The sequence below is a fragment of the Mesorhizobium sp. M0909 genome (assembly GCF_040319515.1).
GTDB lineage: Bacteria > Pseudomonadota > Alphaproteobacteria > Rhizobiales > Rhizobiaceae > Mesorhizobium.
Map to the genome: position 1 here is coordinate 1 of NZ_JAMYOA010000040.1, position 14,532 is coordinate 14,532.

Annotated in this window: 11 protein-coding genes and 4 pseudogenes; 14 read left to right on the forward strand and 1 reads right to left on the reverse strand. The window is 58.5% G+C overall.

Annotated features, from left to right (window positions below; genetic code table 11):
- Positions 1 to 340: 340 nt before the first annotated feature.
- The 5 genes and pseudogenes from NKH83_RS30860 (at position 341) to NKH83_RS30880 (ending at position 2,238) form a co-directional block, all read left to right on the forward strand.
- Positions 341 to 571, forward strand: a complete 231-nt coding sequence (locus tag NKH83_RS30860; RefSeq protein ID WP_352808877.1) for a hypothetical protein — start codon at positions 341 to 343, stop codon at positions 569 to 571.
- Between the two features lie 160 nt (positions 572 to 731).
- Positions 732 to 869, forward strand: a pseudogene (locus NKH83_RS30865) (IS5/IS1182 family transposase); the annotation flags it as partial.
- A gap of 120 nt (positions 870 to 989) precedes the next feature.
- A pseudogene (locus tag NKH83_RS30870) lies at positions 990 to 1,184 on the forward strand (IS110 family transposase); the annotation flags it as partial.
- A gap of 221 nt (positions 1,185 to 1,405) precedes the next feature.
- Positions 1,406 to 1,507 (forward strand): hypothetical protein, encoded by a 102-nt coding sequence (locus tag NKH83_RS30875; protein WP_352808879.1) that lies wholly within the window; start codon positions 1,406 to 1,408, stop codon positions 1,505 to 1,507.
- Positions 1,508 to 1,665: 158 nt separating this feature from the next.
- Positions 1,666 to 2,238, forward strand: coding sequence for a site-specific integrase (locus NKH83_RS30880; protein ID WP_352808881.1), 573 nt, complete (start codon positions 1,666 to 1,668; stop codon positions 2,236 to 2,238).
- Positions 2,239 to 2,569: 331 nt separating this feature from the next.
- Here the strand turns inward: NKH83_RS30880 and NKH83_RS30885 are convergent, their stop codons facing one another.
- Positions 2,570 to 3,610: a helix-turn-helix domain-containing protein gene (locus tag NKH83_RS30885; RefSeq protein ID WP_352808883.1), complete on the reverse strand. Its 1,041-nt coding sequence runs from the start codon at positions 3,608 to 3,610 to the stop codon at positions 2,570 to 2,572.
- Positions 3,611 to 3,969: 359 nt separating this feature from the next.
- Between NKH83_RS30885 and NKH83_RS30890 the strand changes: the two genes are divergently transcribed.
- The 9 genes and pseudogenes from NKH83_RS30890 to NKH83_RS31790 all read left to right on the forward strand — a co-directional run.
- Positions 3,970 to 6,036 carry a CocE/NonD family hydrolase gene (locus tag NKH83_RS30890; RefSeq protein ID WP_352808886.1) on the forward strand — a complete coding sequence of 689 codons (2,067 nt, stop codon included), beginning with the start codon at positions 3,970 to 3,972 and terminating at the stop codon, positions 6,034 to 6,036.
- Between the two features lie 148 nt (positions 6,037 to 6,184).
- Positions 6,185 to 7,297 carry a serine hydrolase domain-containing protein gene (locus tag NKH83_RS30895; RefSeq protein ID WP_352808888.1) on the forward strand — a complete coding sequence of 371 codons (1,113 nt, stop codon included), beginning with the start codon at positions 6,185 to 6,187 and terminating at the stop codon, positions 7,295 to 7,297.
- Positions 7,298 to 7,387: 90 nt separating this feature from the next.
- Entirely contained in the window at positions 7,388 to 8,977 is a 1,590-nt protein-coding gene (locus NKH83_RS30900; protein ID WP_352808890.1) for an ABC transporter substrate-binding protein, read from the forward strand.
- 200 nt (positions 8,978 to 9,177) lie between these two features.
- Positions 9,178 to 10,170 (forward strand): ABC transporter permease, encoded by a 993-nt coding sequence (locus tag NKH83_RS30905; protein ID WP_352808892.1) that lies wholly within the window; start codon positions 9,178 to 9,180, stop codon positions 10,168 to 10,170.
- Positions 10,167 to 11,021, forward strand: a complete 855-nt coding sequence (locus NKH83_RS30910; protein ID WP_352808894.1) for an ABC transporter permease — start codon at positions 10,167 to 10,169, stop codon at positions 11,019 to 11,021. The genes NKH83_RS30905 and NKH83_RS30910 overlap by 4 nt, the downstream gene beginning before the upstream one ends.
- The gene (locus NKH83_RS30915; RefSeq protein ID WP_352808896.1) at positions 11,014 to 12,651 is read left to right on the forward strand and encodes an ABC transporter ATP-binding protein; all 1,638 of its coding nucleotides are present in this window, start codon (positions 11,014 to 11,016) and stop codon (positions 12,649 to 12,651) included. The genes NKH83_RS30910 and NKH83_RS30915 overlap by 8 nt, the downstream gene beginning before the upstream one ends.
- Before the next feature lie 204 nt (positions 12,652 to 12,855).
- Complete coding sequence (locus NKH83_RS30920) at positions 12,856 to 14,025, forward strand: M24 family metallopeptidase (protein ID WP_352808898.1); 1,170 nt, start codon at positions 12,856 to 12,858, stop codon at positions 14,023 to 14,025.
- Positions 14,019 to 14,204, forward strand: a pseudogene (locus tag NKH83_RS31785) (IS110 family RNA-guided transposase); the annotation flags it as partial. The gene NKH83_RS30920 and the pseudogene NKH83_RS31785, both read left to right, overlap by 7 nt.
- 4 nt (positions 14,205 to 14,208) lie before the next feature.
- Positions 14,209 to 14,351, forward strand: a pseudogene (locus NKH83_RS31790) (IS110 family RNA-guided transposase); the annotation flags it as partial.
- Positions 14,352 to 14,532: the final 181 nt, after the last annotated feature.

A 14,532-nucleotide genomic window follows, 5' to 3' on the forward strand; every position in this document is an offset into this window, starting at 1 on the left:
AACGCATACCCGGCGCGGACTGGCTGCTGCAGGGCCACACGGTCTGCCGGCGTTGCGGCTACGCCTATTATGGCAAGCGTGCGCCTCGTTCCCGCAAGTACGATTGGACGAACACGCTGCGCTAGTATCGTTGTATCGGGGCGGATGGCTACCGCTTCAGCGGCCATGCCGTGTGCGACAACCCGGCGGTACGCGCCGATCACCTGGAAGAAGCGGTGTGGGATCAGGTGAAAGGTCTCATGGAGGACCCGCGTCGCGTGGCCGACGAATATCGCCGCCGCCTCCTCAAGCCCGCGACGAAACCCGGGAGCCGGATGAGGTCGTCCGCCTGGAACGACAGATGGCCACCTTGCGTCGCGGCATCGGCCGGCTGATTGATAGCTATGCCGAGGGCGTCATCGACAAGGCGGAATTCGAACCGCGTATCGCTGGCCTGAAACAACGCCTCTCCCAGCTTCAGGAGCGGCACCGGGCGGCGGTCGAAGGGCCGAGAACGACGCGACCTCTCTCTCCTCATCAGCCGTCTGGAAGACTTCTCCGCCAAGGTGACAGCAGGGCTCGCCGGCCTTGATCGGACCGGCATGCGGCAGATCATCCGCACCGTGGTTCGCCGGTGTCGAAATCGACGACGCGCACATCGAGATCAATCTTCCGGGTGCCCCCGATCGATGGCCCGGCCGGCCCAAAATCACCACGCTAAATGACTATTTCCAGGCAACATTGTACAGAGGATCGTCGAGCGGACCTTCGGCTGGATGACAAGATGGCGCCGCCTCGTGCGCGACTATGAGCAGCGCATCGATGTCTCGCAAGCCATGATCCTTGTCGCAATGGGCGGCAATCTCATCCGCCGAAACGCTCATCCGTGAAATTCAAAACAGATGCGGTGATTGGGGTCTCTGCCGAGCGCGGATGAGGCGGCTGCTCCTGTCGAGATGTGAGAACGTGGTCGATGTTGATTCGCCACAAGCATCGGGAAGGAGGCAGCCATGAAGTATTTTGCCGGACTGGACGTGTCTTTGGAAGAGACCGCGATCTGCGTGGTCGAGGAGAGCGGCCGCCGGATCGTAAAGGGAACGCGTGCGGCGAGGGAGCCGGAGGCGTTGAGCAAAGCGCTGCACAAAGTCGGGTTTCCGCTGGCGCGCATCGGCCTGGAAGCGTGCTCGCTGACGGCTTGGCTTCACCGCTGAGGCGCTCGCCCGCTACATCGATACGGCGCGCCCGCTGTGAGCGGATCCGCAAGTATTTCTCTGGATGGAAGCGCCTCGTCGGCCGCTGAAGGCGGGGAGTATCTATGATGTCGCTAACCGCAGATTTGTTGCGCTTGGAATAGACGCCGCTCACCCCCGGGGGACATGCGCTGCGCCATGCCTGCGCCTCTCGGCTTCTTGCCGAAGGTCTTTCGATGAAGGAGATCGGTGACCACTTGGGGCACGGCATCACGGCAACAACGAGTATCTACGCCAAAGTGAACATGGAGGCCAGTTCGCGCGGTCGGTGCATTTGACCTGGGAGAGCTCCAATGGCCGGCCGTGGCACTATGTGCGGGTCATCTCTCTTGGTTCCGGCATGTCCGCCGAGCCGCCGGAATCAGTTGCCCTGTCGGCGAGTCTCGGCCGCCACGGCTGCACGATATTCGTCACACGGCCACCGTGCACCGGGTGATTGCCTGGTACCGCTCCGGCCAAGGCCGGCCAAGACGTGCAACGGTTGCTCCCGCAACTCGCAACCTACCTTGGCCACATCGATACACGTTCAACCCAGCGCTATTTGCAGATGACGCCGGATCTCCTGGATGCGGCCAGTCAGCGCTTTGCGCAATACGCGATGGGGCCGACCATGAAGGATGAGAGCCTCTTTGGTCCGTGGATCCGCCGGTTTCTGTTGGAGCATCTGGTTGCCGAGCGCAATCTGTCTCGCAACACTCAAGCCAGCTACCGCGACACGCTGACGTTGCTGCTGCCATTTGCAAGCAAGCAGGAAGGCTGCGCCATCGATCGCATGACCGTGGAAGAGCTGACGCCGGCAATCGTCCGCAAATTCCTGGACCACCTAGAACGTGATCGCCGATGCAGCGAAGCGACCCGCAATCAAGGCTTGCGACCATCCATTCCCTGGCGCGCTTCATCGGCATGCGTTCGCCGGTCCACCAGTCCACCTGGTCTGGTGTTCCGAGATAAGCGCGATACCATTCAAGAAGACGGCAAAGGCAGCGATTGGATATCTCGAAAAGGTTGAGATGGACGCGTTGCTCAGTCAACCTGACAGACGCACGAATCTTGGGGTGCGCGACCATGCCCTGCTGCTATTCCTCTTGGCGCTTGCGCCGATGAGGAAGCAAAATTGACAGTCGCCAGTCTCCAACTGGGGGCGTCGCCGTCAGTGCGACTGCACGGCAAGGGAAACTAGGTCCGAATCTGCCCATTGTGGCCGACGACGGCAACCTCGTCGACCCGCCTCGTGTCCGAACGGGACAAGAGTGAGGCAGTCTTTCTGGGGCGGACGAAGAAACCTTTGACGCGCTTCGGAATACACCGCGTCGTGACGCGAACCGGAGAGCCGAGGCCGGCTAATCCCATTGACTATAATTGTGCAGCGAACGGCAGGTGCCTTCAGGCGTAAAAGTCAAATGGAAGACACCGTTACCCGCCGGCATAGCGCAATCCACGTCGTCCGTATCTGCAAGCGCCCAGTGGATAAGGCCCATCGAGGGCGTGTCGGCAAGCACTTCGAGGCGCATTTTGCGCTCGCACAGTTGCTTAAGCTTGCCGCTGCGGATTGCGGGGTGAGACGCTGGCATGTTTAACAGTTGTACCAGCGAAGCCGTGTCCGCAGCCGGGGTGAGGCTCCACAGGGATCGCACCCACGACTTTACGGGACCTTCCTGCATCGAGGAACAGCGGGCCCTGTAATCCGCTGGCGTAAAAGCCGTGATTTGTTTAAAGGCGCTGATAAAATGCGACTGATTGGCAAAGCCTAGGTCCAAGGCAATTTCGACAATGGGTTCGTCCGTCCATGCCAACCGTTCTCGCGCCCGGATGATTCGTTGTCTTAGCAAATATTGATGTGGCGAAAAGCCGGTAAATTGCCGAACCAGTCGCGTTGCGTGACGGATGCTAAGTTTCGATGCTTGCGCTAGCTCGGAAATAGTGACGCGCCCGCCTAGGCTTTCTTCAATCGTTCTAATAGCCGCTCGCACTTTGCCCAGCGGCACTGGCGGAGCCGCGGTGAGGAATGGAGACCAGACGCACCATTGAACCTTCTCCGCGCAGGCTGCGCCATCGAACTTTAGGATAAAGGCACCAGTGCCACAGGTGCGTGCGCGCGATGTGGGATGGGTCGTCAAGCAGCGCCACAGCACGAAGGCCCGCCCCTCGAATGCGGTAACGAGCTCAAAATCAAGAAAATTCTCCGATTGGCATTCGGTCAATTGCTGCCAGTAAGTCATCATGTCATCTTTGGTGATGGCGCTGGACAAGGGACCGCCCCGATAATTGCGTCCATTAGCGGCATAGAGCTGGTTGATCAGTCTAGAATCCTGATTCTGCCAGGCGATACGGTACGAATTCATCCATAGTCGCGCCATGCCAAGGTCCTCAAAGCGGCTCAAGGGCGGGGCTTTCCATTTTCAAACATTCGTGCCTACCGGCTATGTCCGTCGCCCGATCGCACTATCCCCTGAGAGGCGTGCGATATGGTTGGACCAGCTAAGATTTCATATTGGAAAGCTTCTATTGGGTCAATGCTGACAGTCGTGTGATAGCGCCGAGGGTCCAGGACCTTTCCTTCAATACTTCTTTTGAAATTCGCTGTCATTTGCACATGGCTCAATTTTGAAAGCCAGGCGCGCGGGCATTCCCCATGCTAACGAACAAAGTTGAAGGCTGGGACGAAGACAGTAGCCATGAGTCTTCAAGGACTCGTCGATCTTATCCTACCTCCTCTACCCCAGCGAGAGATGCCGACGCTATGACTGATGATCTGGCAGCTAAACTCGCCTCCGTGCGTATTGTCGAACCATTATGGATTCCGCTTTCAGACAATTGCCGCCTCTCGGGCCGAATGTTTGCTCCACCTGATTTCGAGCGCAAGCCTGTTCCAGCAGTGCTTGAACTTATGCCCTATCGCACCCGCGATCGCAGTCGTGGCAAAGACACTCAAACCCATAGTTATTTTGCGGCGAGGGGTTATGCCTCCATCCGTATCGATATCCGGGGAGCAGGGGATTCTGACGGTGTCATGGTCGACGAATATACGCCGCAGGAATGGGCCGATGCGGTTGAAGCTATCTCTTGGGTTTCTGCTCAGCCCTGGTGCACTGGCAGTGTAGGCATTATCGGTCTGTCGTGGAGCGGCTTCAATGCGCTTCAGATTGCAGCGCAGCGACCGCCTGCCTTAAAGGCGATCGTCACCACTTGTGCCTCGGACGACCGGTATAATGATGACATGCATTACATGGGCGGATGTCTACTGGGTGACAACCTTCAATATGGTGCGACACTCTTTACTTGGTTGGGTACGCCACCCGATCCTCTGATCGTCGGCGATCGCTGGCGTGACATGTGGCTCGCCAGGCTCGAAGCCGTCTATCCGCCGGCGCTGCGCTGGATCGAACACCCAGAGCGAGACGACTACTGGAAAAGTGGCAGCGTTTGCGAGGATTATAGCCGCATCGATGCGGCAGTTCTAGCTGTCGGTGGCTGGGCAGACGGGTACACCAACGCGGTGATGCGACTGCTGTCGCATCTGAGGTCACCGCGCAAGGGATTGATCGGTCCATGGGGACATGCGTATCCGCATTTTGGCGTGCCTGGTCCCCAGATCGATTTCCTTGGTTATGTGACTCGGTGGTGGGATCATTGGCTAAAGGGCGTTGACTCTGGAATAATGGACGAACCGGAGCTCATAGCTTGGATGCAAGAGAGTGAGCCTCCATTGAATGCCTATCAGAAAAGGCGAGGCCACTGGGTGGCCGAGCCGGCATGGCCGTCCGTCAATATCACGAGACGTAACCTCATGCTCGGGCATGGCCTACTTCAAGATACTCTTGAGCAAGCAAGCAGTCCTGTTGCGATCACAAGCACCTCGCCGGATCTCGGAACTGATTCGGGGGAATGGTGCCCCTATGGTTGGGGAGCGGACATGCCGCCAGATCAGCGCCTGGAGGATGGAGGCAGTGCGGTCTTCGACGCGGCCCCTCTCTCTGAGGCCCTCCAGATTTTGGGTGGTCCTAACTGCCGGCTAGTTGTGAGAGTGGATAACGAAGAGGCCATGCTCGCCGTCCGACTCAACGACGTGTCGCCAGATGGTGTAAGTCGCAGAATCACGTATGGGCTCCTCAATCTTGTACACCGCAATGGCCATGAGGTCGCGGAGCCAGTGCCTACCGACCAGCCAGTCACAGTAAATGTGAAACTAAACGACGTTGGCTACGAGGTGCCAGCAGGCCATCACTTGCGGCTAGCTGTATCCAGTGCCTACTGGCCGTTGGCTATGGGCGTTCCTCACGGCACAACTCTGATCATCGATGGCGGGTCATTAACGCTCCCGGTCAGATTGGATCATTCGCGAATAGAACCAGATTTCGGGGATGCGGTGTGTGCACCTTACCCAGAAAGGTGCATCTTGCGCCCGCCGCACCGAGGACGACTAGCCGTAACACGTGATCTCCAGGAGAGCACGACAAGGGTCGATATTGAGCGTAGCGGCGGCTCATTTCGTCTTGCAGATGTAGATCTGACTATGCATTCAACCGGTACAGAAACCTACTCAATGCCGTGGTTTGATCCGGCCGCCGCCACCGCTGAGGCGCGGCGGCTGGTGCGCCTGGAGCGCGCCGGCTGGGATTGCGAAGTGAAGACTGTTTCACGGCTGGGGTTCGAAGGAGATTTCTACGTCTTCGAGGGTCATCTTGAAGCTACCGAGAACCAACGAACCATTTTCCAGCGCGAGTGGAAGAAAAAGGTCCATCGCTCCCCTATGCCAGCAGCGCAGGAGCAGCGATGCAAAGCAAGTTCAACGAAGACTGAAATATAGTTGGGGAGGGCAAGCCAATGAACGAAATGCAAGTCGCCGCAAGAGGCGCAAGGAACGCCTCCATCGTTAACCCGGATCCACTCACGCCGCCGGCTGCGAGCCTATGGAAACATCCAAGATCTCGTCAAAGAAACCCAAGGTGCCGAGTATGACGCTCAACACGATAGTCAATCCCAACCTCGTCGCCGGGTCGGAGCACACGCCCCGCTGGAACGAGCCGGAGTTCCGTCGCGGCGGTTTTCATAACTTGCATAACACGGCCCGTTACAACATGTCGCTGCGCGCCCCACGAGTGTTATCGCTGAGGAAGCAGATCGACTGGAAGATTGGTGAGCGGCTTGATGTGGCACGATTCCTTGCCATGCCGCACTTCTCAGCCTTCGTCGTGGTGCGCGAGGACCGCATCCTGTATGAAGCCTACGCGCCGGATTTCGGTCCGGATCGGCCGCATCCTCTAATGTCGATCACCAAGACGACGCTTAACCTGATGCTCGGCCGCTTAGTGGCCGACGGTTCGGTCAGCCTCGACGAACGGGTCGACACCTATCTGCCGGAAATCGGTTCGGGGTACGCCGCGGCAACTGTTAGAGCGACTGCCGACATGAACGTCGCCAATGACTACGATGAGTTCCGTGACTGGAACTATGCCGTCTCTGGCCTGGTTCTGCCGCCGGAGGGTTGCAAGGAGGAGACATTCCGCTCATGGCTCTGCGGCATCACCGGCGACGACCTGCAGAATCGCACCGGGTACGAGCTTTACAAGTCCGCCAACAGCGAGGTTCTCGGATGGATCATCGAGCGTGCAAGCGGACGGACGCTGCGTGACTGGTTGATCGAGATCGTCGAGGCGGCCGGGCTCGCGGGCTGCTTACACATGATTTGTGACCGTGAAGGCGTACCGGAGATCTCCGGTGGCGCCTGCCTCTCCGCGCGGGATTTGGCGCGTTATGGGCTGCTCTTCGCCCGCATGGGCGAGGGTGTCGACGGCCGGCAGGTGGGGAATGCCGCCTTCATCGAAGACACGCGGCGGAATCCGGGGCCACCCCAAAAGAAGCCATTTGAGGGGATGCGCTACAGCCGCCAACTCGAGACTGACGGTTTCTGGCTTGGGCACGGCGGCTCCGGCGGCCAGTACATGCTTGCGAACCCCGAGACGGGTACCGTCGTCGTCCACTTCAGCGTGCTTGAGAACGAGAGCCGCCATGACTCCGATTTGAGGGTGCTCCTGATGAAGATGATGGCCGCGGTCGCTGCAGAATGAGGAGTTGATTGCCGGCCGCGGAGCAGCGCAGGAGCAGCGATGCGGATCGATTTCAAAGAAGACAACATAATAGCTAGGGAGAACAAGCCAATGAACGAGAAGCAAGCAAACCGACACCGCAACTGGGATTCGAGCAACAACCCGTTGCTCCAGATTGATCGCCGAGCTTTACTTCGTGGAGCCGTAGGTCTCGGCATAGCCGGCGCTGTTGGCCGCATTGTTCAACCGACAGCGGTATTTGCTCAAACGCCACGACGCGGCGGCAAATTTGTCGCCGGGATCGGCACCGGATCGACCACCGATTCGATTGACCCGGTGTACCTGAGTTCGGTGGCCTCGCTGTTTGTCTCCTATCAACTCGGCAACCGGTTGCTGGAACGCACGACCGACGGAAAATTGGGCGCCGAGTTGGCTGAAAGCTGGGAACCGAGCAACGGCGGAAAAATCTGGACGTTCAGTCTCAGAAAGGACGTCACCTTTCACAACGGCAAGGAATTTACCGCGAAAGACATGGTCTACTCGTTGAACCGTCACCGCGGTCCCGATACGAAATCGGGCGCTGCCGCCCTGATGAAAGCGATCACTGACATCACGGCGGACGGTCCACACCAACTGACGGTGACCCTTTCTGCGCCGGACGTCAATTTCCCATTCCTGATGACGAATGCGGCGCTTATTGCGCAACCCGAGGGAGAAGACCCGGACAAGGGAATCGGAACGGGACCGTTTATCCTCGACTCGGCGCAACCGGGCGTCCGTTACAATTTCAACCGAAATCCAAAATATTTTAGACCGGAGCAGCCTTTTTTCGATGAGCTTGAGCTCCTCATCATCAATGATGGTACGGCGAGAATGTCTGCACTACTAGCCGGATCTACGCAGTATGCCTCTGACCTAACACCGAACCTTGTTGGGCGGATCAAGAATTCCTCATCCGTCAAAATCGACATGGCGGATACCACCAACTTTAAGTATTTTGTGATGCAGACGAACCAAGCGCCATTCGACAATCCCGACTTGCGGTTAGCGCTTAAATATGCGGTTGATCGGAACCTAATCTTAAAAACTACGCTGGCGGGCTACGGTACCATCGGCAATGACAATCCCATCAATTCTGTCTATCCACTTTATTCCGAGCTGCCCCAGCACACGTACGATCCCGACAAAGCCACTTTTTACTACAAGAAGTCCGGGCATAGTGGCGCGATCGAACTTTATACAGCGGATTCCGTGTTCCCCGGAGCAGTTAATGCGGTAGAAGTCTTCCAGCAAACGGCAGCCAAAGCTGGCATTAACATCAATCCAAAGCGTGTGCCGGATGACGGGTATTGGAGCGACATCTGGATGAAAAAGCCGTTCTGCGTCTCCGGATTCGGCAGCTTGGCCACGGAAGATCAAGCGTTGACCCAACCATTCGCAAGCGACTCACCGTGGAACGACGGGAATTGGTACCGGCCGGAGTTTGACAAGCTTCTCGTCCAAGCCAGGTCAGAACTCGACGTCGAAAAACGCAAGGCTTTCTATCATGAGGCCGCGAAAATGATTTGGGAAGACGGGGGTCACATCACACTGATGTTCTCAAAATCCATCAATGGACTAGCGAAAAACGTCCAGGGCTTCGTGGGCGATCACTTTCACGGCGAGGCGAAGAACTTCGCACGTTGCTGGTTCGAGGCCTGACAAGCGAATTACGAGCCTCGCCGCGCGCTTGGTACCTTTCAAGAGCGCGGCGAGGCGCTGCAAATATAACTATTGAATAAATCAGGTAAAATGATGGTTTATACTTTGAACGGTGAACCGGAAACAGTTCAAGCGGCCCGAAAGGTGCTCCCCGACTCTATCGTTTTGGATCTACTAATGAACGGCCTAGCGATCAGCAAATGCTGGCTGACGGTCTGATGCGAGCCCGCCCGGCGATGTCGCCCATCGTGAGACTGATCGCCCAGCGCATTGCGTTGGGCATTCTGCTCCTTTTCCTTGCCTCGATCCTAATCTTCGCCGGCACGCAAATCCTGCCTGGTGATGTGGCGCAGTCGATTCTCGGCCAGCAAGCGACCCCGGAAGCGCTCGCCACTCTGCGCGCCGAGCTTGGCCTCAACGATCCGGCCTATTTCCGCTACTTCCGCTGGCTGGGCGGTGTGTTGACCGGCGATCTCGGGACCTCGCTCACCACGCGGCAAGAAGTCACCGCGACGCTGCTGCCCCGGCTGTGGAACACGCTGTTCCTCACCTTCTGGGCAGCGATCCTGGCCGTCCCGCTCGCCATCATCCTTGGTCTGGTCTCGGTGCGCTACCGCAACAGGTGGGTCGACAAGCTCATCTCCGGCCTCGCGCTCACCTCCACCTCGCTTCCCGAATTCTTCATCGGCTATCTCCTGGTCTATTTGTGCGCCGTTAAGTTGCAATGGTTTCCGAGCATCTCAACAATTTATGACGGCATGCCGTTTCTCGACAAGATCAAGGCGATTGCCCTGCCGGCAACGGCGCTGACGGTGGTCGTGCTCGCGCATATGATGCGGATGACCCGCGCCGCGATCCTTAACGTGATGCAGTCGGCCTATATCGAGACGGCCGAGCTCAAGGGGCTGCGGCCGATCGAGATCATCCGCTGCCATGCTTTCCCGAACGCGATCGCGCCGATCATCAACGTCGTGATGCTGAACCTCGCCTACCTGATAGTCGGCGTCGTTGTGGTCGAAGTGATCTTTGTCTATCCGGGCATGGGCCAGTACCTTGTCGACCACGTTTCCAAGCGCGATGTACCCGTGGTCCAAGCAGTGGGGCTGATCTTCGCCGCCGTTTATATCGGCCTGAACATCGTCGCCGACATCGCCGCAATCGTCGCCAATCCCCGCCTGAGGCACCCGAAATGAGCGTTTCTGCAGCCCCTCTCGTCAAAGCGCGGCGTCCCATACCGATCGGCGCCGCGATTGGTCTGCTCTTCACCGGATTGTTCCTCTCCACGGCGATCTTCGCGCCGCTGATCGCGCCGCACCCGCTCGGCGAGATTGTCAGCGACGTCTGGATGCCGACGTCGGCGAAATTTCCGCTCGGCACCGACAATCTCGGCCGCGACCTTCTTTCGCGCATGATCTATGGCGCTCGCACCACGATCTTCATCGCAGCGGTCGCGACTGCGCTTTCCTTCACGCTGGGGTCGATCCTTGGCTTCACCGTGGCCGTCGTCGGTGGCTGGTTTGACATGACGATGTCGCGCTGTGTGGACCTCTTGATGTCAATCCCGACGATGATCTTCAGTCTCGTCGTTCTCTCGGTCCTGCCATCCAACATCGTGACGCTGATCCTGGTCATGGGTGTGCTCGACTCCACCCGCGTCTTCCGCTTGTCACGCGCCGTCGCCGCCGACATCAACGCGATGGACTTCGTGGAGGCGGCCAAGCTGCGCGGCGAGGGCAAGTGGTGGGTGATCTTCGCCGAAATCCTGCCGAATGCGCTGTCGCCGCTGGTCTCCGAACTCGGCCTGCGCTTCATCTTTGCCGTGCTCTTCCTGTCGGCTTTGTCGTTCCTCGGCCTCGGTGTCCAGCCGCCTGACGCCGACTGGGGCGGCATGGTAAAAGAGAACAAGGACGGTATCGTCTTCGGCATTTCCGCTGCCCTGATGCCCGCAGCCGCGATCGGGGCGCTAGCGATCTCCGTTAATCTGGTCGCCGATTGGATCCTCAACCGGACCACGGACCTGAAGGGAGGGCGCGGCAATGGCTGAAACTTTGCTCGACATCCGCAATCTCCGCATTGAGGCGACCGTCTATCCGGGGCGCGAGGCGCCCCGCACGGCCATTATAGTCGACGACGTATCGCTGACATTGGAGAAGGGCCGGGTGCTCGGCCTGATCGGCGAATCCGGTGCCGGCAAATCCACAATCGGCCTGTCGCCGATGGGCTATGCCCGGGGCGGTGTGAGGATCACCGGCGGCGAGGTCATCCTCAATGGCCGCAACATTCTTCAGCAGGGCAAGAACGGCATCCGCAAGCTGCGGGGCCGCGAGGTCTGTTATGTCGCGCAATCGGCCGCAGCCGCATTCAATCCAGCGCAGCGGCTGATGGACCAGGTGGTGGAATCTTCGCTCAAGCACGGCTTAGCCAACCGGGCCGAGGCCGAACGCCGGGCTGTGGCGCTGTTCCGCAAGCTCAGCCTTCCCGACCCGGAAAATATCGGTAAGCGCTATCCGCACCAGGTCTCCGGCGGACAATTGCAACGCGTGATGACGGCCATGGCGCTCTGCCCCGAGCCGGACCTGATCATCTTCGACGAACCGACCACGGCGCTCGACGTGACGACGCAGATCGACGTGCTGGCGGCGATCAAGGAGGCGATCCACGCAACCGGCGTCGCAGCACTCTACATCACCCATGATCTCGCGGTGGTCGCGCAGGTCGCGGACGACATCATGGTGCTGCGCCACGGCAAGATGGTGGAGAAAGGCACGGCGTTTGAGATCATTAAGGAGCCGAAGCAGCCCTATACCCAAGCCCTGGTATCGGTACACCATATCGAGCACGAAGAGAAGCAGCCAACCCCTAGGCCGATCCTCTCGGTGACGAACGTCACGGCCGCCTATGGCAACGGTATCATCAAAGTGCTGAAGGACATCACCGTCGATATCCATCCGGGCCAGACGCTTGCCGTTGTCGGCGAATCCGGTTCCGGCAAATCCACGCTCGCCCGCGCCATCACCGGCCTTCTCCCGCCGCAGCAGGGCGAGATCAGCTTCGACGGACGCAAGCTCTCGAACCGGCTGGCCGACCGGACCAAGGAAGACCTCCGCCAGCTGCAGATGATCTACCAGATGGCCGACGTGGCGATGAACCCGCGCCATACGGTGGGGACGATCATCGGCCGCCCGCTGACCTTCTATTTCGGCCTCAGAGGCGCCGAGCGGGACAAGCGGGTGAAAGAACTGCTCGAAGAGATCGAGATGGGAACTGGCTTCATCGACCGCTATCCGGCCGAGCTCTCAGGTGGCCAGAAGCAACGCGTCTGCATCGCCCGCGCGCTGGCCGCCAAGCCCAAGCTGATCATCTGCGACGAGGTGACGTCAGCGCTCGACCCGCTGGTGGCCAACGGCATCCTGAAGCTGCTGCTCAATCTGCAGAAGATCGAGCAGGTTGCATATCTCTTCATCACTCACGACCTCGCGACCGTAAAATCGATCGCTGACTCCATTGCGGTCATGTATCGGGGCGAGGTGGTGCGGTATGGGGCGAAGAGCCAGGTGCTGACGCCGCCGTTCGATGACTATACGGATCTGTTGCTGTTGTCCGTGCCGGAGATGGAGATCGGGTGGTTGGAGAAGGGCATTGCGGGGCGGAAGATGGCGAGTGCGGGGAATTGATTTTCATAGCACGCTCTCTCTGCGTCTGCATCGCCATAGGATAGAACAGAAGCGTTTTCATACCAGTCAGTAAATTACAGGAAATGTTTAGGTCTAACGACCAAACACGGCCAGTCTCCAGTTAGGTCATTTCCCCGATAACAACTTACCGGCCAGCATACCTTCACCTTAAGTAGCTATGTAGCCGAACTCAAAGGAGTCAATATGACGATACATCGAGGTGCGCAGGCATTCCCGCGAGCCGAGTACATAGGCAGGCTTGCCGCAGTTAAAGATGAGATGGCACGGCGTGACCTCGACGCACTCTTCGTTACCTCTGCAAGTGACATAACATATTTATCGGGTTATACAGCACTGTCAGATTACGTGCCGCAGGGGATTGTGGTGCAGATCGCGGAGGAGGAACCTACCTTCATTCTGCGACGCAGTGACGCTCCAGCGGCCATCTATGAGACTTTCCTCGATCGCAGCAGGATCATTGGCTATCCGGAGGCACTCGTCGGTAACCCTGATAGAAACGGCTACGATGCGGTTATCGACTTTCTGCTTGAATCCGGCCTTGGAAGCCGCGGGATGGGGGTCGAAATCAGTAACCTCTCTGTGCAAACGGCAGAAAAGTTCAAGGACCGGTTACCCAAAGCCAGGATAGTGGACTGCACCAATGCGGTTGCTTGGATACGACTCGTTAAGTCCGATCGTGAGATTGAAATTATGCGGGAAGCCGCTGCTATTTCTGATGCGGCAATACTCCGTGCGACCGAGGTGATACGACCGGGGGTGAGAGAGGCTGACGCGGTCGCTGAAATTATGGGCACACTGGCGCGCGGCGCCAATGGCAAGCCTGGAACTATGTTCAAACCGATTTGCCTGTGCTCCTCGCCGCGCACAGGCACAAGTCACATCCCGTGGAGTGAGGATGTTTTTCGGGATGGCTCGCAGATCAACCTTGAACTCGGCGGTGCGCGCTATGGTTATTGTGCTGGGATAATGCGCACATTTTCGATTGGCGCACCGTCCGACCGGCTGCGCCGCATCCATGACGCCGAGGTCGCAGGGCTGGAGGCGGCGCTTGAGACGGTCCGACCAGGATCAACCTGCAGCGATGTTGCCAACGCATTCTACCGTACGATTGAGAAGCAGGGTTTCAGAAAAGAGACACGTTGCGGCTACGCTCACGGCATTGGCTGGCTAGAGCCAACAGCCAGTCTCAAAGACGGCGATATGACGGAATTAACGGCTAACATGACGTTTCACCTAATGCTGGGAAATTGGATCGATGAGGATTTTGGCTACGTGATCAGCGAGACTATACGTGTTACAAAAACGGGAGTCGAAGTCTTGACCAACGCGCCGCGACAAATCATTCAGGTCTAGATAGCGCCTGCCGCAGGACGCGTCACGTCAACGCCTTCCTGAAGGCGCAGCCGAACAAGACCGATCGCAATGATGCGCGCGGGATCGCGCAGATGATGCGGGTCAATCTGTTCCGCCCGGTGCATGTCAAGACCCTGACAAGCCAGAAGCGCCGGGCGCTGCTGACGGCGCGCAAGCTCGACGCGGGTGACGAAATGGTCCTGGCTGAAGGCTGGGCGATGAACGTCGCCAAGCGGCGCGGCCAGTGGAAAACCATCGTTGCGCTCGCCCGCCGGCTGGCGGTGATCATGCATCGCATCTGGAGCGACGGCACACAGTTCCGTTGGACCAGGACGGAAATCATGCCGGTCGCCGGCTCAAAAATTAATAAACATCGCCCCTCCGATAGACGGGGACGACACCAGTTCCACCTACGGGTGGAAAAGCGTCCTTCGCGGGACGAGGATGAGGTGAGTTCGTCGATTGGCTTGGCTCGATTGCCCATCATCGGCAATCAAGGCGCTCGAC

Coding starts and splice junctions, on each gene's coding strand:
- NKH83_RS30860 (WP_352808877.1), top strand. CDS start 341: ATGGCCACCTTGCGTCGCGGCATCGGCCGGCTGATTGATAGCTATGCC.
- NKH83_RS30875 (WP_352808879.1), top strand. CDS start 1,406: ATGAAGGAGATCGGTGACCACTTGGGGCACGGCATCACGGCAACAACG.
- NKH83_RS30890 (WP_352808886.1), top strand. CDS start 3,970: ATGACTGATGATCTGGCAGCTAAACTCGCCTCCGTGCGTATTGTCGAA.
- NKH83_RS30895 (WP_352808888.1), top strand. CDS start 6,185: ATGACGCTCAACACGATAGTCAATCCCAACCTCGTCGCCGGGTCGGAG.
- NKH83_RS30900 (WP_352808890.1), top strand. CDS start 7,388: ATGAACGAGAAGCAAGCAAACCGACACCGCAACTGGGATTCGAGCAAC.
- NKH83_RS30905 (WP_352808892.1), top strand. CDS start 9,178: ATGCTGGCTGACGGTCTGATGCGAGCCCGCCCGGCGATGTCGCCCATC.
- NKH83_RS30910 (WP_352808894.1), top strand. CDS start 10,167: ATGAGCGTTTCTGCAGCCCCTCTCGTCAAAGCGCGGCGTCCCATACCG.
- NKH83_RS30915 (WP_352808896.1), top strand. CDS start 11,014: ATGGCTGAAACTTTGCTCGACATCCGCAATCTCCGCATTGAGGCGACC.
- NKH83_RS30920 (WP_352808898.1), top strand. CDS start 12,856: ATGACGATACATCGAGGTGCGCAGGCATTCCCGCGAGCCGAGTACATA.